At 48.9% G+C, this 22,087-nt stretch carries 22 protein-coding genes and 3 tRNA genes; 19 read left to right on the top strand and 6 right to left on the bottom strand.

Annotated features, from left to right (window positions below; all coding sequences use genetic code 11):
* Positions 1 to 47 precede the first annotated feature (47 nt).
* The 7 genes from csrA to CWI83_RS00500 all read left to right on the top strand — a co-directional run bounded on the left by csrA (position 48) and on the right by CWI83_RS00500 (position 3,993).
* Entirely contained in the window at positions 48 to 239 is a 192-nt protein-coding gene (gene csrA / locus CWI83_RS00470) for a carbon storage regulator CsrA (RefSeq protein WP_126824252.1), read from the top strand.
* Positions 240 to 425: 186 nt separating this feature from the next.
* Positions 426 to 518: transfer RNA gene (locus CWI83_RS00475), tRNA-Ser, on the top strand.
* A gap of 23 nt (positions 519 to 541) precedes the next feature.
* A tRNA-Arg gene (locus CWI83_RS00480) sits at positions 542 to 618 on the top strand.
* Positions 619 to 640: 22 nt separating this feature from the next.
* Positions 641 to 717, top strand: a tRNA-Arg gene (locus CWI83_RS00485).
* Between the two features lie 108 nt (positions 718 to 825).
* Positions 826 to 1,068 (top strand): OadG family transporter subunit, encoded by a 243-nt coding sequence (locus tag CWI83_RS00490; protein ID WP_126824255.1) that lies wholly within the window; start codon positions 826 to 828, stop codon positions 1,066 to 1,068.
* A gap of 12 nt (positions 1,069 to 1,080) precedes the next feature.
* Positions 1,081 to 2,859, top strand: coding sequence for a sodium-extruding oxaloacetate decarboxylase subunit alpha (gene oadA, locus CWI83_RS00495; RefSeq protein WP_126824258.1), 1,779 nt, complete (start codon positions 1,081 to 1,083; stop codon positions 2,857 to 2,859).
* The gene (locus tag CWI83_RS00500; protein WP_126824261.1) at positions 2,860 to 3,993 is read left to right on the top strand and encodes a sodium ion-translocating decarboxylase subunit beta; all 1,134 of its coding nucleotides are present in this window, start codon (positions 2,860 to 2,862) and stop codon (positions 3,991 to 3,993) included.
* Positions 3,994 to 3,999: 6 nt separating this feature from the next.
* Here CWI83_RS00500 and CWI83_RS10580 read toward each other — a convergent pair whose 3' ends face one another.
* Together CWI83_RS10580 and CWI83_RS00505 are read right to left on the bottom strand one after the other, a co-directional pair.
* Positions 4,000 to 4,173 carry a hypothetical protein gene (locus CWI83_RS10580; RefSeq protein WP_198677224.1) on the bottom strand — a complete coding sequence of 58 codons (174 nt, stop codon included), beginning with the start codon at positions 4,171 to 4,173 and terminating at the stop codon, positions 4,000 to 4,002.
* 13 nt (positions 4,174 to 4,186) lie between these two features.
* On the bottom strand, positions 4,187 to 6,196 hold the full coding sequence (locus CWI83_RS00505) for a response regulator (protein WP_126824264.1): 2,010 nt from the start codon (positions 6,194 to 6,196) through the stop codon (positions 4,187 to 4,189).
* 181 nt (positions 6,197 to 6,377) lie between these two features.
* Here CWI83_RS00505 and gshA point away from each other — a divergent pair, with 181 nt between their 5' ends.
* The gene (gene gshA / locus CWI83_RS00510) at positions 6,378 to 7,979 is read left to right on the top strand and encodes a glutamate--cysteine ligase (RefSeq protein WP_126824267.1); all 1,602 of its coding nucleotides are present in this window, start codon (positions 6,378 to 6,380) and stop codon (positions 7,977 to 7,979) included.
* Positions 7,966 to 8,607 carry a transglycosylase SLT domain-containing protein gene (locus CWI83_RS00515; protein ID WP_126824270.1) on the top strand — a complete coding sequence of 214 codons (642 nt, stop codon included), beginning with the start codon at positions 7,966 to 7,968 and terminating at the stop codon, positions 8,605 to 8,607. The genes gshA and CWI83_RS00515 overlap by 14 nt, the downstream gene beginning before the upstream one ends.
* A 1-nt stretch (position 8,608) precedes the next feature.
* Here CWI83_RS00515 and CWI83_RS00520 read toward each other — a convergent pair whose 3' ends face one another.
* Positions 8,609 to 9,901 (bottom strand): HlyC/CorC family transporter, encoded by a 1,293-nt coding sequence (locus tag CWI83_RS00520; protein WP_126824273.1) that lies wholly within the window; start codon positions 9,899 to 9,901, stop codon positions 8,609 to 8,611.
* A 56-nt stretch (positions 9,902 to 9,957) separates the two neighbouring features.
* Positions 9,958 to 10,755 carry a cytochrome C assembly family protein gene (locus CWI83_RS00525; RefSeq protein WP_126824276.1) on the bottom strand — a complete coding sequence of 266 codons (798 nt, stop codon included), beginning with the start codon at positions 10,753 to 10,755 and terminating at the stop codon, positions 9,958 to 9,960.
* Between the two features lie 160 nt (positions 10,756 to 10,915).
* On the opposite strand from CWI83_RS00525, the gene ffh reads away from it, so the two are divergent.
* The 6 genes from ffh (at position 10,916) to tyrA (ending at position 15,572) form a co-directional block, all read left to right on the top strand.
* Positions 10,916 to 12,289 (top strand): signal recognition particle protein, encoded by a 1,374-nt coding sequence (ffh, locus tag CWI83_RS00530; RefSeq protein WP_126824279.1) that lies wholly within the window; start codon positions 10,916 to 10,918, stop codon positions 12,287 to 12,289.
* A 107-nt stretch (positions 12,290 to 12,396) separates the two neighbouring features.
* The gene (rpsP, locus tag CWI83_RS00535) at positions 12,397 to 12,645 is read left to right on the top strand and encodes a 30S ribosomal protein S16 (protein ID WP_126824282.1); all 249 of its coding nucleotides are present in this window, start codon (positions 12,397 to 12,399) and stop codon (positions 12,643 to 12,645) included.
* 26 nt (positions 12,646 to 12,671) lie between these two features.
* Positions 12,672 to 13,202 (top strand): ribosome maturation factor RimM, encoded by a 531-nt coding sequence (gene rimM / locus CWI83_RS00540; protein ID WP_126824285.1) that lies wholly within the window; start codon positions 12,672 to 12,674, stop codon positions 13,200 to 13,202.
* Complete coding sequence (gene trmD / locus CWI83_RS00545) at positions 13,202 to 13,972, top strand: tRNA (guanosine(37)-N1)-methyltransferase TrmD (RefSeq protein WP_126824288.1); 771 nt, start codon at positions 13,202 to 13,204, stop codon at positions 13,970 to 13,972. Before rimM ends, trmD begins: the two co-directional genes overlap by 1 nt.
* Before the next feature lie 20 nt (positions 13,973 to 13,992).
* Positions 13,993 to 14,352: a 50S ribosomal protein L19 gene (gene rplS, locus CWI83_RS00550; protein WP_126824291.1), complete on the top strand. Its 360-nt coding sequence runs from the start codon at positions 13,993 to 13,995 to the stop codon at positions 14,350 to 14,352.
* A gap of 101 nt (positions 14,353 to 14,453) precedes the next feature.
* Complete coding sequence (gene tyrA, locus CWI83_RS00555) at positions 14,454 to 15,572, top strand: bifunctional chorismate mutase/prephenate dehydrogenase (protein WP_126824294.1); 1,119 nt, start codon at positions 14,454 to 14,456, stop codon at positions 15,570 to 15,572.
* Here tyrA and CWI83_RS00560 read toward each other — a convergent pair.
* A complete protein-coding gene (locus CWI83_RS00560; protein ID WP_126824297.1) occupies positions 15,534 to 15,896 on the bottom strand; it encodes a response regulator in 363 nt (120 codons plus the stop codon). The two genes, tyrA and CWI83_RS00560, sit on opposite strands and share 39 nt — an antisense overlap.
* 112 nt (positions 15,897 to 16,008) lie before the next feature.
* On the opposite strand from CWI83_RS00560, the gene CWI83_RS00565 reads away from it, so the two are divergent.
* The gene (locus tag CWI83_RS00565; RefSeq protein WP_126824300.1) at positions 16,009 to 16,653 is read left to right on the top strand and encodes a cytochrome b/b6 domain-containing protein; all 645 of its coding nucleotides are present in this window, start codon (positions 16,009 to 16,011) and stop codon (positions 16,651 to 16,653) included.
* Here CWI83_RS00565 and CWI83_RS00570 read toward each other — a convergent pair.
* Positions 16,650 to 17,117, bottom strand: a complete 468-nt coding sequence (locus CWI83_RS00570) for a c-type cytochrome (RefSeq protein ID WP_126824303.1) — start codon at positions 17,115 to 17,117, stop codon at positions 16,650 to 16,652. The genes CWI83_RS00565 and CWI83_RS00570 overlap by 4 nt on opposite strands.
* Positions 17,118 to 17,242: 125 nt before the next feature.
* On the opposite strand from CWI83_RS00570, the gene CWI83_RS00575 reads away from it, so the two are divergent.
* The 3 genes from CWI83_RS00575 to CWI83_RS00585 all read left to right on the top strand — a co-directional run bounded on the left by CWI83_RS00575 (position 17,243) and on the right by CWI83_RS00585 (position 22,087).
* Positions 17,243 to 20,320, top strand: a complete 3,078-nt coding sequence (locus CWI83_RS00575; RefSeq protein ID WP_126824306.1) for an amidohydrolase family protein — start codon at positions 17,243 to 17,245, stop codon at positions 20,318 to 20,320.
* Positions 20,321 to 20,334: 14 nt separating this feature from the next.
* The gene (locus CWI83_RS00580; protein WP_126824309.1) at positions 20,335 to 21,627 is read left to right on the top strand and encodes an amidohydrolase family protein; all 1,293 of its coding nucleotides are present in this window, start codon (positions 20,335 to 20,337) and stop codon (positions 21,625 to 21,627) included.
* 154 nt (positions 21,628 to 21,781) lie between these two features.
* The gene (locus CWI83_RS00585; RefSeq protein WP_126824312.1) at positions 21,782 to 22,087 is read left to right on the top strand and encodes an STAS domain-containing protein; all 306 of its coding nucleotides are present in this window, start codon (positions 21,782 to 21,784) and stop codon (positions 22,085 to 22,087) included.

Here is a 22,087-nt window from a genome sequence, read left to right on the forward strand (position 1 = left end):
AAAGAGTTTTTGGCGTTCTGGGATGCTGTAGGGAAAGGAGCTTAATTATGTTGATCTTAACCCGCCGAGTCGGTGAGACCCTAATGATTGGTGACGAGGTAACAGTCACTGTCTTGGGTGTAAAAGGAAACCAAGTTCGCATTGGTGTTAATGCTCCAAAAGATGTGTCAGTGCATCGCGAGGAGATATACATGCGCATCCAAGCGGAACAAGATAATAAAGAAAACTCTGGCGAGTAATTATCAGAGTTGCAGAGAAAGCTGCTCCGCTTTGGTGGGACAGCTTTTTTATTTTGGCTTTAGCGGCTAGCAAGAATGGTTGAATTTCAAACCAAGTGTTCAAAATTCCCACAAACGCACAGCGAACTGGAAAAAATCAATTGACTTTACAGTCAGTGCCGCTAGAATTCATCGCCACAAGATTACGGAGAGGTGGGTGAGTGGCTGAAACCAGTCCCCTGCTAAGGGACCATACAGTTTGTAGCTGTATCGAGGGTTCGAATCCCTCCCTCTCCGCCATCTTCTGTAGATAAGATAACAACGCACTCGTAGCTCAACTGGATAGAGTACCTGGCTACGAACCAGGCGGTTGGAGGTTCGAGTCCTCCCGAGTGCGCCATCTTATCGACACCCCAAATTGCGCACTCGTAGCTCAACTGGATAGAGTACCTGGCTACGAACCAGGCGGTTGGAGGTTCGAGTCCTCCCGAGTGCGCCATTTCTTTAATGAATCTCCCTTATTTTTGCTCACTACTTAAACCCGTCCGGGTTTGTGATATGGTGTTAATATTCTATTACAGCCGATAACTTGGTTGGGGTATTGAGCGTGAATCAGTTATTCAACGATGCACTCATTATTATGGTGACCGGCATGACCGTCGTGTTCGCCTTTTTGTCGATCGTGATCGTAGCGATGCGCCTGTTGCGGCTCTGCTTCGCTGAGCAATCGACGAGTCCAGTTGAGCCTGCGCAGCAGAGCGCTGGGTCAGTTGCCTCACAGCAACAGGTGGCTATCGCAGCCGCATTGCATCATTATCGCCAACGCCACCGTCGCCACGATTCGAAATAGGGAGATCTAAAGATGGGCAAGCCGCTCCTTTTAACTGAACTCGCACTCCGCGATGCACATCAATCACTACTCGCCACGCGGATGCGTCTTGATGATATGCTGCCAATCGCTGAGAAACTTGACCAAGTGGGCTACTGGTCGATGGAGTCATGGGGCGGTGCAACCTTTGATGCATGCATCCGTTACTTGGGTGAAGACCCTTGGGAGCGGATTCGCGAGTTGAAACGGGCGATGCCGAACACTCCGCAACAGATGCTGTTGCGCGGGCAAAACTTACTTGGCTATCGGCATTATGCAGATGATGTGGTGAAGCGGTTCGTTGAGCGATCACGGGAAAATGGAGTGGATGTCTTTCGTATCTTTGATGCGATGAACGATGTTCGCAATTTAACGGCTGCAATTGCTGCAACCAAAGCGGTCGATGGACATGCACAAGGGACGTTATCGTATACGGTAAGTCCGGTTCATAGCTTGGAAAAATGGGTGCAAATGGCAGAAGAACTCGCCGACCTTGGGTGTGATAGTCTCTGTATTAAAGATATGGCTGGCTTACTTCGACCAGCTGCCGCATTCGAGTTGATTAGTGCGTTAAAACAAGCCGTAGATATTCCCATCGCGATGCAATGTCATGCGACCACCGGACTGAGTACTGCAACCTATCAGAAAGCCATAGATGCGGGTATTGATATGCTTGATACCGCCATCTCACCTTTGAGTATGACCTATGGTCACTCCGCAACCGAAACCTTGGTGGCGATGACAGAAGGCACCGATCGAGATACTGGAATTGAATTAGAGCAATTCACACCGATTGCAGATTATTTTCGTGAGGTACGAAAAAAATACGCACAATTTGAGGGTTCGCTGAAAGGCGTGGATGCGCGCATCCTAACCGCACAGGTCCCAGGTGGGATGCTCACCAATATGGAGAACCAGCTGCGCGAGCAAGGAGCGAGTGACAAATTTGATGCCGTTTTAGCAGAAATTCCAAAGGTGCGAGAAGATCTCGGTTTTATTCCTTTGGTGACACCGACTTCACAAATTGTCGGAACGCAAGCCGTGTTGAATGTTTTAACAGGTGAGCGTTACAAATCGATTTCCAAAGAAACTCGAGGCGTGCTCAGAGGTGAATATGGCGCGACTGCCGCTCCGGTTAATGCGGAGTTACAACAACGCGTACTCGAGGGGGATGAGCCCATAACAGTTCGTCCTGCAGATTTACTCAGCGATGAATTTGAGCGACTCCAACAAGAGTTACGTGAGCACGCGCAAAAGGATGCTATCTGCCTCGCAGAGTGTGAGGACGATGATGTGTTGACCTATGCCTTATTTCCGCAAATCGGCTTGAAATTCCTCCGTAACCGAGACAATCCAGACGCTTTTGAACCTCAACCGACAGCCGCACCAGCCACGGAAGCAGAAGCGGTCAAACCTACTACTACGGTTGCCGATGTGGAAACCTATGATGTGGTAGTCGAAGGGAAGTGCTTTACCGTGACCGTTGGACCGAGCGGCGCGGCGAAACTAGAACAACCGCAAGTCGCTTCGACTGAGGCAAAACCAGCACCGACGGCAGAGGCGCAAAAAATTTCAGCACCACTGGCGGGCAATGTCTTCAAGATCTTGGTGAAACCAGGGGATAAGGTCGCTGTTGGGGATGTTGTGATGATCCTAGAAGCGATGAAAATGGAAACCGATATTACCGCTGACTGCGCAGGGACCGTCACTGAGATAGCGGTGAAGGAAGGCGATAGCGTAACGGTTGGCGCAACTTTGATCGGGATGAACTAAATGTTTGAACGATTTCTAACATTATGGCAAAGCACCGCACTTTCTGCCTTTACTTGGGGGCAGGCAGTGATGATGCTTGTCGGTGCTGGCCTGCTATATCTCGCCATTGCGAAAAAGTTTGAGCCACTGTTGCTGCTGCCGATAGGTTTCGGGGCTGTTCTTGCAAATATTCCTCTAGCCGGTTTTACTGAACCGGGCGGATTACTTTACCTGATATATGAAGTGGGCATCGCCTCGGGAGTTTTCCCGTTGCTGATTTTTATGGGCGTTGGCGCCATGACCGACTTCGGTCCGCTCCTTGCAAACCCCCGAACCTTACTGTTAGGCGCGGCTGCCCAATTTGGTATTTTTGCAACGCTGCTCGGTGCCATCGCTTTGAATATGATTCCCGGCTTTGATTTTACGCTCGCTGATGCTGCTGCAATTGCGATAATCGGCGGAGCCGACGGTCCGACTGCTATCTTTTTGGCGTCACGGCTTGCTCCCGAGCTGTTGGGAGCGATTGCGGTTGCCGCATATTCCTATATGGCGTTGGTACCCATTATCCAACCCCCCATTATGCGAGCTTTGACCACTGCCAAGGAACGTTCGATTCAAATGCGGCAACTACGTGAAGTCAGTCGCCGAGAAAAAATTCTCTTTCCCCTTGCCGTGCTGTTGTTGACCTTACTTGTATTGCCAACCGCAACACCTTTGGTGGGAATGTTTTGCCTTGGCAACCTAATGCGCGAGGCGGGTGTTGTCGAGCGCTTAAGTAAGACGGCACAAAATGAATTAATTAATATCGTGACCATCTTTCTTGGTCTGGGAGTGGGCTCAAAATTATCTGCAGATCAGTTTTTAGCCGTGGAAACGCTCGGTATTTTGGCACTTGGAGCGGTTGCGTTTGGTTTAGGAACCGCCGCAGGTGTGTTGATGGCGAAACTGCTCGCTAAATTCAGTAAAGAGCCACTCAACCCCTTGATTGGCGCTGCCGGAGTCTCAGCGGTGCCAATGGCTGCTCGAGTGGTGAATAAGGTTGGCCTTGAAGCGAATCCTCAGAATTTCTTGTTGATGCATGCGATGGGGCCGAATGTCGCCGGGGTACTTGGCTCTGCGGTCGCAGCCGGTATTTTACTTGCGCTTGTTGGGTGAGTTTAGCTAGCGGCCGGTAAGAAAAAGCAGCAGACTGTATGCAACGGCAACCACGACACTAAAGACAATGATGTAAACAAACCCTTGTTTACCTTGCTTGAGGCTCCAGCCGTTCATACGCAAATATAAAAACCAGATCACTGAGAGCACTACCGGCACGAGAAATAAAAAACGCGTCATATCGATATTTCTCCTATAGCTGACGTTGTTGTTTTAAGTTGAGGTCACTCGCCACTTGTTGCGCTTGGCTTAGTAAGGGGGCAAGCAGGACGATATCATCTGCGACTTTATCAAGCTCGCCATTTTGCATGTTTGTTTCCAAGCTTCCTGCGACTTCATGTAAGCGGAGTAAGCCAAGGTTTATCGCAGCCCCTTTCAATGAGTGAAAAAACCGCTGAGCTTCGCGATGCTGACCTTTTGCGATGAGGTCGACGACGCGCTCTGGCGCATGGTCATAGTCTTGCCGTAAGCGTTCGATAAGTTGCTGGTACAGTTCTGTATTATGTTGTAAACGACCCAGCGCCGCGGGCAGATCAATACCGCGGTAGGTTGGGTAATCCGGAGCCCTTGTAGGGGCGGCATCAGTATCGGCTGCTTCGGTCTTGACCTGTGCTGGAGTGTCACTCCGGCACCATTTGTTGATGGCCGCAATTAGTTTAGCTTCATCGATTGGCTTGGTTAAGTGATCCTGCATTCCGGCGCGGCGTGAGTTCTCAACATCTTCATCGGATGCATTGGCGGTCATGGCAACAATCGGGAGTTCCGCCGCAGAATAACGCGTTCGTAATTGCTGAGCGGCCGCAAGACCATCCATTTCTGGCATCTGCACATCCATCAAGATCAGGCCGTAGCGGTTTTGTTCGACTTTATCGAGCGCGATCCGCCCATTGCTAGCGGAATCTGTTTGTACACCCGCGTGTTCAAGCATTTCTTTTGCAATATGGCGGTTGATATCATTGTCCTCGACAATCAGTACCCGCGCCCCTAGCAGTTGCTCAGCAAGTTGAAAACCAGGAAGTTCGGTGGTGGCGCCCGGTAAGGTCAGGGCCGAGCAGAGCGCTCGGATGAGACTGCGGCTGGTATAAGGTTTCACCACAAAAGCATCGACGCCATGTTGCTTTGCCGTTGCCTGTAGTTCAGTTGCAAAGTAACTGGTTGTCATAATCAGTGCCGGGGTTTCTGCATGGTGCTGTAACCTTTGGCAGAATTCCAAGCCACTTAACCCGGGCAATTGCCAATCAACGATGGCGACATCAAATTTTTGTTCTAACGCAAGTGGCAAGGCTTCTTCAGCGGTGCGGCAGCTCACCACCTTAGCTTGGTAGCTACGCAATAGTTCGGTCACCATGTCACGGGTCGTGAGGTTATCTTCAACCACCAAAATAGAGCGCTCGGAAAGACGCTCGCGCAACATTTCCTCCGCACTATTATCAATATCTTGTTGCAGTGGGAAGCGTAATTCGAGGAAAAAAGTTGAGCCTTGCCCCAAACTACTCGTGACCCCTAAACCGTGATCGTTCATTAATTTAACGATCCGTTGTGAAATAGCGAGCCCTAAACCGGTCCCGCCATATTTCCGCGTGGTTGAGCTATCCGCTTGGGTAAATGACTGGAATAAGCGCGCGCGTTGATGTTCATCCATTCCGATACCGGTATCAGTAACAGATAAACGTAAATGAACATCTTCAGTGGATTGGTCTAACAGTGTTACCGCAACCACGATTTCACCGGCATCGGTGAATTTAATGGCGTTGCTGACAAGGTTGACCAAAACCTGATTCAGTCTCAGCGGATCGCCAATGAGTTGAGTTGGAATGTTGCCGGGGAGCTTGATAACGAATTCCAAATTTTTATCGTAGGCACGGTAGGCAAACATATCCGCCAAACTTTCAAGCACTTCAGCTAAGTCGAAAGGAATCGCTTCAATAATTAATTTGTCGGCGTCGAGCTTAGCGAGGTCGAGAATATCGTTGATAATAGCTAGCAATACTTTCGATGAGTTCTCAATCGATTTTAAATAGTTACGCTGCTCGTCATCGAGTTCCGTTTTGAGGCACAGCTGAGTCATCCCCAAAATGGCGTTAATCGGCGTGCGGATCTCGTGACTGATATTTGCGAGAAAGTCACTCTTTGCTTTAATCGCTGCTTCAGCGGCTTCAATTGTCGCTTGCAACTCTTTTAGATTTGCTTTCCCGTCACTCAAAATTACGACCTTGGTTGCTCTCGAATCACTTCATCATGATGCCACGCAGTGGCCGTTGCGCCAAGTCTGTTGTGTTGATATTCAAGCCCAGTTGACGGTGGTTAGCATAGACTCTAGTGCGATTACCTATTAAGCTTGTAGGATAATTCGAACAGCTCCCTGAGCTGAATGAGGAGACCCTGTGCAAAAATCTTTTCAGCAGTTGCTTGTGCATCTTGAGAGCAAATTAGCACAAGTTGGATTACGCCAGTTTCAACGTGGTGTAGAGCGTGAATGTTTACGTATCGATGGAACCGGGAAGTTAGCTCTTACACCCCATCCACCGGCACTTGGTTCAGCGCTTAAACATGACTACATCACGACTGATTACTCCGAGTCATTACTCGAGTTTATTACGCCCGTAGCGCGTGATATCGATACCACTATGATGCAGTTGAGCGATATCCATAAATTTACTTATGCCCATATTGGGGAGGAATATTTGTGGCCGATGAGTATGCCATGCTTTATTGCATCGCCTGAACATATCCCAATTGCAAACTATGGTGCATCTCATGTTGGGCGGATGAAGAGCTTATATCGCACCGGTCTGACTTGGCGCTACGGTGCGGAGATGCAAATCATTGCCGGAGTTCATTATAATTTCTCATTAGCAGATGAAATGTGGCAGGTCTTAGCTGATGCGGATGGGGTCAAATTAACCCAAAACTACATTTCAAAACGCTACTTTGATTTGATCCGCAATTACAAACGTATCAGTTGGGTCATTCCTTATTTATTTGGCGCATCTCCCGCTATTTGTAAATCGTTTTTACGCCCTGACCGAGCAGCAGAGCTTGAGTTTGAACAAATGGGCAAAGGTACCATCTATCGGCCCTTTGGAACGGCCCTGAGAATGAGCGATTTGGGGTATACCAGCAAGGAGCAAGCAAGTTTAGGAATCAGCTATAACTCCCTTGATGAGTATGTTTCAGGATTGCGCCGAGCGATTTCTCAACCCTCTGCAGAGTTTGCCAAGCTTGGGGTCAAAGTTGCAGGCGAATATCGCCAGTTAAATGACAATATTCTGCAAATCGAAAATGAATTTTATGCTTCGATTCGGCCGAAACGTGTTGCTCGTTCTGGTGAGACGCCAACCCAAGCGCTCGAACGCGGGGGAGTGCAATATATTGAGGTGCGCGCTTTAGATGTGAATCCATTTAGTGCAGTGGGCATAACAGCTGACCAAATGCGTATGCTCGACACCTTATTACTGGCCTGTTTATTGTCGCCAAGTGCCCCCCTTGATGCCGCTGAACAAAAGGCTTGTGACGATAATTTTAATCGCGTTGTACTCGATGGCCGGAATCCTCGCTTAACACTGATTGATAAAGGCCATGAACGGCCGATAGCAGACTGGCTTGAAGACTTATTTAGTGACTTTTACAGCGTTGCACAACGCATCGACCAAGCGCATAGTTGCCGTAGTTACGAAGATACGGTGACTGAGCAATATAAGGCTGTATTGAACCCTGAGCTGACCCTGTCTGGCCAAATGCTGGCCATTATGAAGGCACAGAACCTTGATAACAGCGAGCTTGGGATGCGTCTCGCAAAACACTATCGCAAAGAAATGCAAAGCCCAATGCAGTATTACTCAGAACAACAATTTGAACGTTGGGCTGAGCAGTCTCTTGCTGCGCAGAAGGCTGCTGAAGAGCAGGACGCGGGGCAATCATTTGACCAATTTTTAGAAACTTATTTTGCGCACGCAGCCACCTCTGCGCGCTATGAGGGAGAATAAAACGTTGAAGGTGAGAGGGCTTACTGCAAGTTTAACAGGTGTAATCCTACTGAGCTTAGCCGGTTGCGCCACGGCGCCGCCGCGAGAGCCTGAAAACCTTTGTGAAATCTTCCGAGAGAAAGATGATTGGTACGACGCTGCGGCTGATATGCGGGAAAAATGGGGCGTGCCGATTCAAGTGCCGATGGCGATAATGTACCAAGAAAGCTCCTTTAAACATGACGCCAAGCCACCTAAGGACTACATTCTTTGGGTGATTCCTTGGGGCCGTGTTAGCTCGGCTTATGGCTACTCCCAAGCAAAGACACTGACCTGGGAAGATTATCAACGTGAGACCGGAAACTCATGGGCATCGCGCGATGATTTTGAAGATGCGATTGATTTTATGGGCTGGTTCATAAGCAAAACCCATCAAGTTAACGGTGTGTCAAAGTGGGATGCTTATGCCCAGTACTTAAATTACCATGAAGGTTGGGGCGGTTATCGGCGTCAAACCTATCGTGACAAGCAGTGGCTAATGACCACTGCGGGGCGAGTGAAGGAGCGCGCCAGTCGCTATGGTAGTCAATTGCGCAGCTGTGAAGAAGAACTCCAGCGTGGCTGGCTGTCGCGCTTATTGTTTGGTTAATTTAGCGCGACTTGTTTTTGCGCTTTTTCGGTGCTGGAACAAAACGAACGGTTTTGATGAGGTTATCCGCAACTTCAATGATCTCCATTGCGTAACCGCTTATACGCAGGCACAGTGGGGTATCTGGGATATCACCCAAGGCCTCAATAATCAGGCCACTCACAGTTTTAGGGCCGTCAGTCGGTAAACTCCAATTCAGCTCTTTGTTCAATTCGCGTAAATTAGCGATCCCTTCAACGATGACACTACCATCGGCTTGAATTTGGATGCTTTCACTGGTTTGTGGAGCGATATTAGTGGTGAAGTCACCGACAATTTCTTCGAGAATATCTTCAAGTGTGACTAAGCCTTGAATGTCGCCATATTCATCAACCACGAGCCCAATACGTTCTTTGTTGCGCTGAAATTTTAATAGCTGTACGTTCAACGGAGTCCCTTCTGGGATATAGTATATTTCGCGCGCGGCGCGGACGATCTCGGCTTTGTCGATATCTTGCTGGTTCTTTGCAACCATTTGCATGATGTCGCGTGCATGCAAAAAGCCAATCGCATCATCCACATCATTTCGATACAGTAAAATTCGCGTGAACTGAGCTTGTGAAAGCTGACGGATAATAGAGCGGACGTCAGCTTGAACATCAATACCAGAGATATCCGAGCGTGGGATCATAACGTCTTCTACGGTGACTTTTTCTAAGTCAAGAATACTCAGCAGCATCTCTTGGTGGCGGCTAGGAATCATATTTGCCGCTTCATTCACCACAGTCCGAAGTTCCTCTGAACTGAGTGCATCAGCGCCGACCTTCGCTTTCGGATTCACTCCGAGTAAGCGCATGAAACCGTTGGTAATAAAATTAAGACCTGCCACCACAGGGTATAACACCATCAGCATCGGTTTTAGCAGCATCGAGCTTGGAAAAGCGATACGTTCGGGATAAAGCGCCGCGATTGTTTTTGGTGTCACTTCGGAGAAAATAAGCATGATAAAGGTCAATGCGAAGGTGGCGACAAGTACACCAGCATCTCCGAACCAGCGAATACAAATAATGGTTGCCACAGCAGAGGCCGCGATATTGACCAGATTATTCCCGATTAAAATCAGGCCGATTAACCGATCGGGGCGGTCGAGCAAATATTGGACGCGTTTCGCACCGCTATGCTTTTCTTGCGCAAGGTGACGCAGTCGGTATCGATTCACCGACATCATGCCCGTTTCAGAACCTGAGAAATATGCAGAACAAATCAGTAGGATGCCAAGCGTTATCAGCAGGGCGGAGGTGGATATGTCGTCCAAAAAGGTTACCTATGGTTACAATCGAACTTCATAATTTAATCTGCTCGAGGATGAAGTCAAGCACCGAGCAAAATATCTTTTACAAAGCGGCTGCCGAAATAGGCCAATGTAAGAATAACACTGGCAATTACAGAGGCGATAACAAGCCCCTTACCACGCGCTCTAGCGACGCCGTGGAAAAGACTTATCGCGATATACATAACTGCAGCAACACTACTTAAGATGGTTTTATGTGCTTGTCCCTGAGCGAACATATCCTCGAGAAACAAAAAACCGGTTAATAGCGCGAGGACCAACAGTGCCGCGCCACTCGTGACTAGGCGGAAGAAGTATTGCTCGATGGTTAATAAGGGCGGCAAATGGCGACTGACGGCTGCAGATTTGTGATGTTTGAGTAGATGCGATAGGTACAAAAGCTGAACTGCGTATAAGGTCGCAAGCATTAATACCGCGTAGGCTAGCAGCGAAATGACAACGTGTGCGACAAGCGCTGCTCTCGCATCGATTGCGGCGCCCCAATCGGTCGGGCTGGCAACCATTAAGGTGACGGCGACAGCAGCAAAAACCATGATCACTGGACGTAACAATAAACCGGTTTTGCGCTTCGCAGCGACAACCACGAGTGCTGCCAAAAAGACTGCAACAGAACTCAAACTGGTGGTGATGGTAATATGTTCAAAATGATCGAGCGCTAAGTGTTGCCAGATCAGATAAATATTGCCAATGATAGCTACGACGGCAAGCGCTACATTGCCTTTGACTTGATTTGAGGTGTGCGTTAATGCTCGCCACATTAAACCTGCAGCTAAAAGATAAGCAAAAACTGTCAGACTAAAAGGAATCACTGTCGCCATCGGCTGTCATCCTAGCTCCATATCGACTGGTCATTAAAGTATATGCATAGTTGTCACTAAACCCAAGTAAATAAGCAACGCCAAGCAAGAATAATCACTTGAATTCGGGTATACTCGGCCTCATTGCTTGGGGTAATGCTAAGAATTATGGATCTAACCTATGTTCGAAAATTTAAGTGAACGACTGTCCCAGTCGCTAAAGTCAATTACAGGGCGTGGTCGACTAACTGAAGACAATATTAAAGATACTCTGCGCGAAGTTCGGATGGCCCTGCTTGAAGCTGATGTCGCCTTACCAGTGGTGCGCGAATTCGTCGCAGCGGTTAAAGCGGATGCCGTTGGTGCTGAGGTCAATAAAAGCCTCACCCCTGGACAAGAGTTTCTCAAAATCGTTCAGCGTCAACTTGAAGCTGCCATGGGGGAAGGGAATGTCCCACTGAATCTCGCAACTCAACCTCCGGCAGTGCTGTTGATGGCAGGTCTGCAAGGGGCGGGTAAAACCACCAGCGTCGCTAAACTTGCGAAATACTTAAAAGATCGCGAGAAGAAAAAAGTTTTGGTGGTGAGCGCGGACGTATATCGTCCTGCGGCGATTAAACAGTTAGAAACGCTTGCGGCTGAAGTCGATGTAGAGTTTTTCCCCTCCAGCACAGATCAGAGTCCAGTGGCCATCGCTGAAGGTGCGATTCAACATGCGAAAAAGAAATTTATTGATGTAGTCATTGTCGATACGGCAGGACGCACCGCCATTGATGACGAGATGATGGCAGAAATTAAAGCGCTGCATGGTGCAATTAAGCCTATTGAGACTTTGTTTGTGGTTGACTCGATGACAGGTCAAGATGCAGCAAATACTGCTCAAGCTTTCAATGAGGCGTTGCCACTAACGGGTGTGATCCTGACTAAAACAGACGGTGATGCGCGAGGTGGTGCTGCGCTGTCAATTCGTCATATTACCGGTAAGCCAATCAAATTCCTTGGGGTAGGCGAAAAGACCAGTGCCCTTGAGCCATTTCATCCTGAGCGAGTCGCATCTAGAATTCTAGGAATGGGCGATGTCCTCTCGCTTATTGATGAACTCGAACAAAAAGTTGATAAAGAAAAAGCCGCTAAAGTTGCTCAAAAAGTAATGAAAGAAGGAAAGTTTTCATTAGAAGACTTTCGTGAACAACTGGTTCAAATGCGCAGTATGGGCGGCATGATGGGCTTGATGGACAAGCTTCCGGGGATGGGCAAAGTCAGTGCTCAAGTGAAAGATCAAATGGATGATAAGGTGACCCTTAGAATGGAAGCGATTATCAATTCCATGACCCCCAAAGAACGCCAGTATCCAGACTTAATTAAAGGCTCGCGCAAGCGCCGCATCGCAGCGGGTTCAGGGACTCAGGTACAAGATGTAAACCGCCTGCTGAAACAATTCATGCAAATGCAGAAGATGATGAAAAAGATGAAAGGCGGTGGCATGGCGAAAATGCTCAGAGGAATGGGCGGAATGGGCGGTAAGCTACCACCGGGCATGTTCCCGAAACGCTAGAGAATACTTGCATTGCAAGAAAAAATCGGTAGAATTAGCGCGCTCTTCGACCCAGGTCGGAGGCGTACGCATTTATTTAACATTAGAAAACTGTATCGAGGAACGTAATGGTAACCATTCGTTTAGCACGTCACGGCGCTAAAAAGCGCCCATTCTACCAAATGGTAGTGACCGACAGTCGTAATGCTCGCGACGGTCGTTTTATTGAAAATGTTGGTTTCTTCAACCCGCTTGCGCGTGGTCAAGAAGAAACATTGCGCGTTGACTTAGATCGTATTGACCACTGGGTTGGTCATGGTGCGACCTTGTCTGAGCGTGTTGCAAAATTGGTGAAAGACGCGCGTCGCGCAGCTTAAGCCGAACACAGTAGCTGCGGGTAGCAATGAACGAAAACACTCAACAAGTTGTTGTTGGTCGCCTTGGCGCCGTTTACGGGGTCAAAGGATGGCTTAAAGTTCAAAGTTACACCGATGATGCTGAAGCCATTTTTGAATATAGCCCTTGGGCAATTATTCACGGGAAACAAGCGCAACAGGTAGAGGTCGCGGAATGGCGGCGACACAATAAAGGCCTGATTGTGAAATTGAGTGGAATAGATGATCGCGACGCGGCACACAGTTTAACTGGTGCGGAAATCGTGATTGATGCCGCCCAATTACCTGAGTTACCCGAAGATGAGTTTTATTGGCGAGACCTAATTGGTATGGCTGTGGTAAATACCGATGGTTATAACATGGGTGTCGTCGAGCAGATAATGGCCACCGCATCAAATGATGTGATGGTCGTGAAAGCAAACCATAACGATGCGTTTGGACGGTCGGAACGATTGATTCCATTCATTCAGAGTCAGTATGTGAATGAAGTCGATCGTGACCAGAAGAAAATAGTTGTGGATTGGCCTGCGGATTTTTGATGTCAGCAAAGTTAAAGGTCAACGTCATTACGTTGTTCCCTGAAATGTTGCAGGCTATCACCGAAGTGGGCGTTACCGGTCGAGCGGTGCGGGACGGGTTAATCGAGATTGATGCGATCAATCCTCGCGACTTCACTCACGACAAACACCGAACAGTGGACGATCGTCCATATGGAGGTGGGCCGGGAATGCTGATGATGGTGCAGCCATTGACGGATGCGATTGCAGCGGCCAAGCAGCAGCTTGGACCACAGGCCAAGGTGATATATATGTCACCGCAAGGGCGTAAATTGGATCAGCAAGGTGTCGCGGAGCTTGCGCAAAGCGAAAACTTGATTATCCTCGCCGGTCGTTACGAAGGTATCGATGAACGGGTGATTAATGCCCATGTCGATGCAGAGTGGTCGATTGGTGATTATGTTCTGAGTGGGGGAGAGCTCCCTGCCATGGTATTACTCGATGCGGTTGCACGGTTAATACCTGGGGTGCTTGGTCATAGTGAATCTGCAGCAGAAGACTCTTTTGCGAACGGATTACTTGATTGCCCGCACTATACACGACCAGAAGTGCTTGATGGTGAGGTGGTGCCGGCTGTTTTACTCAGCGGCAATCATGCAAAAATTAAACGTTGGCGGATGAAGCAAGCGCTCGGAAGAACCTGGCTTCGCCGACCAGATATGTTAAATAATCTAGCTCTGACTGACGAGCAGCAGCAGTTACTCGATGAATATATAAACGAGTATCAGCAAGCACAAAGCTCGGGTAGTTAATCTAGGTAAGTGAGGCAAGTATGGCTAAAGTAAATCAAAATTTGATCAAAGCGATCGAAGATGAGCAAATGAAAAGCGACCTTCCGGATTATGCGCCGGGCGATACAGTGGTCGTTAATGTTAAAGTAAAAGAAGGCAACCGTGAGCGGATCCAGGCATTCGAAGGGGTTGTCATCGCGAAGCGTAACCGTGGTTTGCACTCAGCATTTACCGTGCGTAAGATTTCAAACGGTGAAGGTGTTGAGCGTACTTTCCAAGTCCACAGCCCGCTTATCGATAGCATCGTAGTTAAGCGTAAAGGTGCGGTTCGTCGTGCTAAGCTGTACTACTTGCGTGAGCGTTCAGGTAAGTCTGCACGTATTCGCGAGAAGTTGTCTTAAGTATTCTGAGCACATCAGAATCTCAAAAAACCCGCTTTATGCGGGTTTTTTTGTGGCCAAAATAAGGCACAATAAAAAAGGCTAAGAAAAAGGGGACTCGGGTGGAAGAACAAGAGTTAGCGCGTCTGCGTGCAGAGATTGATGCAACGGATCACCAATTACTGAAAACCTTAAAGCGGCGACAAGAACTCGCAGCTGAAATCGGTCGGGTGAAGCGTAAGCTCGGACAGCCCCTTTATGTGCCCGCTCGGGAACGTCAACTGATTGCAGCTCGACGCCAAGAAGCTCGGGCTCAAGGGCTCTCTGAGCAACTGATTGAAGACGTGCTTCGTCGTGCAATGCGCGAGAGTTATCAGCAGCAACAAGCCAGTGATGAGCACTTAAGTGGTCGAGTGATCGCTATTATTGGCGGTGCTGGCGCGCTTGGGTCGCTGTTTCATCGGCTGTTCACTGGTGCTGGCGCACGCGTCATGATTATTGAGAAAGATGACTGGGCTCAACTCAGTGAAGCTGAACAACTTGATCTCGTTCTCTTTGCCACGCCGATCGCGCAGACCCCTGAGCTCATCACGCAGTTACCTGAGCTTCCCGACTCCTGTGTGCTCGCTGATTTAACCAGTATCAAAGAGCAGCCATTGCAACAGATGCTCGCTCAGCATCAAGGTCCGGTGGTGGGTTTACATCCGATGTTTGGACCACAACTGAACCATTTAGCCAAACAGCTTATAGTGGTCTGTCATGGTCGTCAGCAACCGGCCTATCAGTGGTTACTCGACGCTTTTCAGCGCTGGGGAGCACATTTGCAAGAGGTCTCCGCGAAGCAACATGATGCGGCAATGGCTTTTGTGCAAATGCTTCGGCACTTATCAACCTTCGTTTACGGACGTCATCTGGCTCAGGAGCAAGTTGATATCGCACAGCTTATTGCCTTGAGTTCGCCGATCTATCGTTTAGAAATGATGATGGTTGGGCGCTTATTTGCGCAAAACCCAGAGCTGTATGCAGATATTATTCTTGCTAATAAATCACACTTCGTGATGATTAAGCGCTATCTCGAAACCTTTACAGAAGTGCTCGACCAGCTTGAACGCGGCGAACGCTCAGACTTTATCGAAGCGTTCGAGCAAGTACATCAATTCTTTGGGGATTATGCTGAACAGTTTTTAGCAGAGAGTCAGCATTTACTCGATGCCGCCGGTGATGCCCATCAGGTCGGCTAGTTGCTTCGGATTTACGGGTTTGGTGAGACAATGGCTGATGCCAACTTGCTGACAGCGTTCAATAAGTTCACTCGCGTCCGTGCTGCTCACCATTGCAAAGCTGCAGCGCTCTGCACAATAAGGTGCGAGCGCCTCTTTCAATTCGGTTCCAATGGCATCGGGTAATTCTTGATCGAGGAAAATGTAATCATATCGGTGCACCTGCACTAAGCGAAAAGCCTCAGCAGCCGAGTCAGCAGTGTGTACCTCAACTTTGAGTTGCGCTAGCATACTCTTCATAATTTCTTTTGAGATAAAATCATCATCGACAATTAAAGCACGCATACCTTTCTCGCCATTGAACAATAGGATTAAGCCAAAAGAATGAATCTCGATATCGAGACATCTTAGCAAAAGGAAAGGGTGAGTGCGATAGCATCACGATAGGAGAGTCTCGATGTCAGGGGCACAGCAAAAAGTTAAAGTGTGGGATGGGTTTGTTCGTATTTTTCACTGGTTGCTCGTACTTTTGTTTGCCGGACTTTGGTGGACAGCAGAAAACCATGAAATGGAGCGCCATGGCCAGCTTGGTTATATTTTAGTGGGGCTGCTTGTCGCGCGCATTTTATGGGGGCTATGGGGCAGTGAAACCGCGCGCTTTAGTCAGTTCGTCCGCTCCCCTAAGGCAGTGATAGGTTATCTTAAAGACACTGAAGCAAAGCCGTCAGTTGGTCATAATCCTCTCGGTGGTTGGTCAGTCATCGTTTTACTGTTGTTGCTGCTAGCGCAAGTTGTTACTGGACTCTTTAATAGCGATGATATTTTGTTTAGTGGTCCACTAGCTCATTTGGTCAAGGGCGATCTAGCCGAAGCGATCGGCGAAATACACGAAATTGTGTTCGAGGTTTTGCTGGTGCTTATCGCAGTCCATATCATTGCGATTGTGGTGTATCGTTTACGCGGTAAGAATCTACTGATAGCGATGCTGACTGGATGGCAAAGAGCGGATGCAAAAATCACAGCGCCGCGGATTCGTTCTGGGCTTTGGGGGATGGTGCTAGCGGCAGTATGTATTGCCGCTAGCTGGTGGTATTTCGCTTAGTCTTTATATTGGTCGTGGCAAGCTTTACAGTTTTTTGCTGCGGCCATAAAGGCTGATTTGGATGCCCCCATGTCGCCTCCAGCGGCTGCTTCTGCAAGCGCTGCTGCATCACTTTGGAATTGAGTTGCCCGCGCTTGGAAGTCGTCCCAGTTATCCCAAATCTCTGGAAGCGCATCAGAACCCGCTCCCGGCTGAGCACCTTGGGTATTGAATGCTGGCCATGGAATAGTTGCGAGTTTAGCGAAGTCAGCGGCCCGCTCAGCGAATAGCTGCTGGTCCCACGCCACATCACCTTTGACCATATCACCTAAATAGGCGAAGTTTTGGCGCATAATTGAGAACGCTTTCTGGCGATATTCGACGGCTTTTTCAGCATCACCGAAGGCAGTTTGAGCGGTTGTTACTGCGGATAGTGTAACGGCGGCGAGTGCGGCACTAATAAGACCTAATTTGCGTGAAATCATGAATCTCTCCTCAATAATTGTCGTTTTAACGACTTCAATACGCTATTCGTCCATATTTAGATTGCGCTGAGGCGCAGTTGGCATTTACTGTAAGCCAATACCATAACACGAACAAGGGGAAGTGAATGTCTAGCAAATACCACTTGAGTGGAATTGCAGCTGCTTTGTTGGCGACCATGTCAGGCGCTGTTGGTGCGTCCCAGACCACCACAGTCCAGGGGCTGCATGACAATAGTTCGCAATTCTTCGCATTACAAAACGCAACTATTGTGACCGAGCCGGGGCAACGCATCGAAAATGCTACCTTGGTGATCCGCAACGGCAAAATAGAGCGGATTAATCGGAACAACCAAGCACCCGCTGGGGCGCGCGTACTTGATCTCACGGGGCATATCATTTATCCCGGCTTTATTGACCCATATAGCAACTACGGCGTTGCTGAACCGGGTGAGCGGCAACGGGGCGGTTGGCGCAGCCAACCACCGGTTTACAATAATAAACGTGAGGGGGGGAATGCGGGTAATGATGCGATTCACTCTCAATATGATTGGGTTGATTCGGTCAAAACCGATGCTAAAGCGGCACGAGCCTATGTAGAGCAGGGCTTTACCGCAGTACAAAGTGCTCGCCTTGATGGTATTTTCCAGGGCCAAGCTGTGACCCTGTCACTGGCAGATAAAATTCCCAACAATATTATCTACAACCCGTACGGGCGTCATTTTGGCTCGTTTGATAAAGGCAGTTCAGAGCAGCAATATCCATCGAGCTTGATGGGATCGATTGCTCTTGTTCGGCAAACTTTGTCAGATGCGAACTGGTATGAACAAGCATTTGGTAAGCAAGCTCATAATGGTCCAGTTGAGTACAATGCTGCGCTACAAGAGCTGATTGAGATTGAGCGCGAAGGCTTGGTGTTTAAAGTCAGCGATGACAAATCACTCTTGCGCGCTCATGATGTTCTTTCACGTTTCAATGTTCCGGCTACCTATGTGGGCTCGAACTTCGAATATGCGCGAGTCGATGCGATTAAGTCGACTAACTCTACTTTGATTTTACCACTGAACTTCCCTGCGGCACCTGAAGTTAATGGCGTCAATGATCATCTCGACGTATCGTTGGCAGATTTACGCCATTGGGAGCGAGCACCGAGTAATGCAGCCGTGATGGCTCAGGCAGGAATTGATTTTGCTTTCACTTTAAGTGACCTGCAAAAGCAATCTGATTTCTGGCCAAATCTTCGTAAGGCTGTCGCCCATGGGTTAAGTCAGGAAGATGCGTTAGCCGCCCTAACAACAATTCCGGCGCGAATTGCGGGCGTTGCGGATAAAGCGGGTAAATTGGCGCCAGGCTATATGGCTGACTTCGTCGTCGCCGATGGCGATTTATTCCAGCAAGGTGAAATTCAATCGGTCTGGTTGCAGGGGCAACAGGTCGAAATGAAGCCCTTACGCCAGGCAGTCCTTGCAGGTGATTTCTCAGTTGAGCTTGCAAATCAAACTCTGCCACTGACTATTAAGGCCGGTAAACGCATGAGTGGTGAGTTAACCCTTGCGGGTGAGACGATTGCGCTGCGTAACCTTGAGCGTGATGATGCGCAAGTCCAATTTGTCTTTGATGCGGAGTTAGCCGGAATGAATGGCGCTTGGCGAGTGCGGATGGGACAAACCTCAGCAACGGGGTATAGCGGTATTGCGGTCTCACCAAGCGGACGCGAACTGCCACTTCGAGCAGAGCGCGTTGCAGATGCAGCGTCAGCTCCTGAGAAAACCGAAACCTCCGTAAATTATGCCAGTCGGGTGACCTTCCCAAATGTCGCGTTTGGACTTGATGGGCTGCCGCCACGACAGAATTTGCATATCAAAAACGCAACCGTATGGACTGCGGATGAGCAGGGCGTGTTGGAGAATGCGGATATTCTCATCCGTGACGGTAAGTTTGAGCGCATTGGCACAGATTTGCGGACTCCGCGCGGCTTCACTGTGATTGATGCAGAAGGGAAACATGTCACTCCGGGTATCATCGATGAACACTCGCATATCGCCATTGATCGTGGAGTGAATGAGGGCTCAGAGGCGATCACTGCGGAAGTGCGAATTGGTGATGTGGTTAACCCTGATGACATTCATATTTATCGCTCACTTGCCGGTGGTACCACTATGGCTCAGCTGTTACACGGTTCAGCCAACCCAATCGGTGGTCAGGCGCAAGTGATTAAGCTGCGTTGGGGTGGCACTGCTGAGCAACTTAAATTCGACGCTGCGCCGCCGAGTATTAAATTCGCCCTCGGTGAAAATGTTAAACAGAGCAACTGGGGCAGTAATTATACCGTGCGTTATCCGCAAACGCGGATGGGTGTCGAGACCATCATGCGTGATGGCTTCACAGCTGCGCTCGAATATCGTCAGCGCTTGCGCGAGTACGACAAATTGAGTCGGCGCGAAAAAGAGCAAACCGCACCGCCAAGACCGGACTATCGTTTAAATACCTTGTTGGAGATCTTGGATAGCGAGCGATTTGTTCACGCCCACTCATACGTGCAGTCAGAAATTTTAATGTTGATTCGACTGGCTGAGGAGTTTGACTTCACCCTGACCACCTTCACGCATATTCTTGAGGGCTATAAAGTCGCTAGCGAAATGGCGAAGCACGGAGCTGGCGGCTCAACCTTTGCTGATTGGTGGGCCTACAAGTTCGAAGTGTATGATGCGATTCCGCAAAATGCCTGTTTAATGCAAGATAAAGGCGTTTTAACCAGCGTCAATTCAGATAGTAACGATCTGCAGCGTCGACTGAACACTGAGGCAGCCAAGTCAGTGACTTACTGTGGAATGTCAGAACATGAAGCACTGCAATTGGTGACTTTAAATCCAGCGAAGCAATTGAAGGTTGATGAGTACGTGGGCAGTATTACCGAAGGTAAACACGCCGATTTTGTGATTTGGAACGACCATCCGTTGTCTGCGTATGCAAGCCCTGATTCAACTTGGATCAATGCTCGTAAATTCTTTGACCGTGACGCCGACCTAGCCATGCGTGACGCAGTTGCTGCAGAAAAACAAGCTTTGATTCAAAAGCTTCTTGCAAGCCCAGCTGCCGCTCGTCAAGGCGATAACGGTGGGTATAAAAAACCACAACCGACGTGGGAATGTAACACCGAACATGACGTATGGTTGGATGCATTTACCGTTCATAGCCACGATTAAGGGAGGCAACACTGATGAAAGCATTTGTAAAAGCGGTGTTGGCCGCCACATTATTCACCACCACTACAGCAGCGACAGCGCATGATATGGTGCCTGCGGGGCCACAAACTGAGCCTGTTCTGCTGCAAAATGGGACTGTGTACACCATTACCAATGGCGTCCTTGAGAACGCCGACGTCTTGTTTGACGACGGTAAGATTGTTGCAGTTGGCACTAACCTTGAGGTACCGGCGCAAGCACAGGTTATCGATATCACGGGTAAGCACGTTTATCCGGGTTTGATTGCGCTTGATACCACCCTCGGCTTGGTCGAAATCGGTGCAGTGAGAGCCAGTGATGACCAAAATGAAGTCGGAGCGATTACCCCAGAGGTAAGCGGACACATTGCCTATAATCCAGACTCTGAGATTATTCCAACGGTGCGTTACAACGGTGTAACCCATGCTGAAGTGGTACCGCAAGGTGAATTAATCATGGGGCGCTCGAGCCTGCTGAAAACCGATGGCTGGACCTACGAGGATTCGGCTGAGTCACTGAATGTCGCCTTACATGTGAACTGGCCACGGGCAGGTCTAAATACCGCTTGGTGGGAACGTCGTTCGCCAGCGGAGCAGCGTAAAGCCAATGCTGAAGCGCTCCAACGGTTGAAAGATGCCTTTACCGAAGCACGCGCGTACTATGATGCCAAATTAGCTGGCGAAACCAATGGTACCGATTTGCGCTGGGAAGCCATGAGCGATCTCTTTACTGGAACCATTCAGCTCTTTGTGCACGCTGATGACAAACGTCAGATCGAACAAGCGGTTGAATTTAGTAAAGAGTATGGTTTTGACTTGGTCATCGTTGGTGGCCGTGACGCTTGGCGCGTCACGGAGTTACTCGCGACCGAGCAAGTCCCGGTTATTTATGGTGCGATGTATGGCCTACCGACGCGTGATGATGAGCCATATGATCAGGCCTATCGTACACCTGCACTGCTAGCCCAAGCAGGAGTTGATTTTGCACTGGCTTATCCAGGTTATTGGGATGTTCGTAATCTTGCCTTTGGTGCCGGTAATAGTGTTGCTTACGGCCTTGATCGAGAAGCTGCACTTGCCGCCATCACTTTGAAGCCAGCGCAGCTAATGGGTGTTGATGCTGAGCTGGGCTCAATTGAGGTAGGTAAGAATGCAAGCTTAATCGTGTCTGATGGCGATATTCTTGATCATCGCGAGCATGGGGTAGAGCTTATGTTTATCGACGGTGGTCGGGTTGATCTCAACAATCGACACTTGCAGCTGTATAACAAATACAAGCAAAAGCCCTAAGGTTTTGCGAAGTTGGTCAAAAGCCGAGCATATTGCTCGGCTTTTTGTTAACAAGTGTGAATCAGACGCGGAAAAGCTTGTCATCTGACCTCGCAATTGGCAGTATCCTTGTTAGGACATCGGATAACGATTTGTTGAATTAGGATCAACCGCTATGGCATTACATCGTCAGTTTTCCAATGATGGGAAAGAGCTTATCATCGCGATAAAAGGGAAGTTTGATTTCAACTTGGTGCAAGAGTTTCGCCAAGCATATAGTGACGTTGGCGATCAAAGACCCACAGTGTTCATCGATTTGCGTGAAACCGAGTACCTTGACAGTTCGGCGCTTGGAATGCTGTTGAACATGCGCAAGTCTTTGGGGAAATCAGTCCGCGCCATCCACATTATTAACTGTCGTCCAGAAGTGCGCAGTATTCTTGATATTTCTCGATTCGATAAACTGTTTACGATTGAGTAA

Origin of the sequence: Pseudidiomarina taiwanensis (assembly GCF_003987435.1) — a bacterium.
Lineage (GTDB): Bacteria > Pseudomonadota > Gammaproteobacteria > Enterobacterales > Alteromonadaceae > Pseudidiomarina > Pseudidiomarina taiwanensis.

Excerpts from the sequence above, each read along its gene's own strand:
- csrA (WP_126824252.1), top strand. The coding sequence starts at position 48 with ATGTTGATCTTAACCCGCCGAGTCGGTGAGACCCTAATGATTGGTGAC.
- oadA (WP_126824258.1), top strand. The coding sequence starts at position 1,081 with ATGGGCAAGCCGCTCCTTTTAACTGAACTCGCACTCCGCGATGCACAT.
- CWI83_RS00500 (WP_126824261.1), top strand. The coding sequence starts at position 2,860 with ATGTTTGAACGATTTCTAACATTATGGCAAAGCACCGCACTTTCTGCC.
- CWI83_RS10580 (WP_198677224.1), bottom strand. The coding sequence starts at position 4,173 with ATGACGCGTTTTTTATTTCTCGTGCCGGTAGTGCTCTCAGTGATCTGG.
- CWI83_RS00515 (WP_126824270.1), top strand. The coding sequence starts at position 7,966 with ATGAGGGAGAATAAAACGTTGAAGGTGAGAGGGCTTACTGCAAGTTTA.
- CWI83_RS00525 (WP_126824276.1), bottom strand. The coding sequence starts at position 10,755 with ATGGCGACAGTGATTCCTTTTAGTCTGACAGTTTTTGCTTATCTTTTA.
- ffh (WP_126824279.1), top strand. The coding sequence starts at position 10,916 with ATGTTCGAAAATTTAAGTGAACGACTGTCCCAGTCGCTAAAGTCAATT.
- rpsP (WP_126824282.1), top strand. The coding sequence starts at position 12,397 with ATGGTAACCATTCGTTTAGCACGTCACGGCGCTAAAAAGCGCCCATTC.
- rimM (WP_126824285.1), top strand. The coding sequence starts at position 12,672 with ATGAACGAAAACACTCAACAAGTTGTTGTTGGTCGCCTTGGCGCCGTT.
- trmD (WP_126824288.1), top strand. The coding sequence starts at position 13,202 with ATGTCAGCAAAGTTAAAGGTCAACGTCATTACGTTGTTCCCTGAAATG.
- rplS (WP_126824291.1), top strand. The coding sequence starts at position 13,993 with ATGGCTAAAGTAAATCAAAATTTGATCAAAGCGATCGAAGATGAGCAA.
- CWI83_RS00560 (WP_126824297.1), bottom strand. The coding sequence starts at position 15,896 with ATGCGTGCTTTAATTGTCGATGATGATTTTATCTCAAAAGAAATTATG.
- CWI83_RS00565 (WP_126824300.1), top strand. The coding sequence starts at position 16,009 with ATGTCAGGGGCACAGCAAAAAGTTAAAGTGTGGGATGGGTTTGTTCGT.
- CWI83_RS00570 (WP_126824303.1), bottom strand. The coding sequence starts at position 17,117 with ATGATTTCACGCAAATTAGGTCTTATTAGTGCCGCACTCGCCGCCGTT.
- CWI83_RS00575 (WP_126824306.1), top strand. The coding sequence starts at position 17,243 with ATGTCTAGCAAATACCACTTGAGTGGAATTGCAGCTGCTTTGTTGGCG.
- CWI83_RS00580 (WP_126824309.1), top strand. The coding sequence starts at position 20,335 with ATGAAAGCATTTGTAAAAGCGGTGTTGGCCGCCACATTATTCACCACC.
- CWI83_RS00585 (WP_126824312.1), top strand. The coding sequence starts at position 21,782 with ATGGCATTACATCGTCAGTTTTCCAATGATGGGAAAGAGCTTATCATC.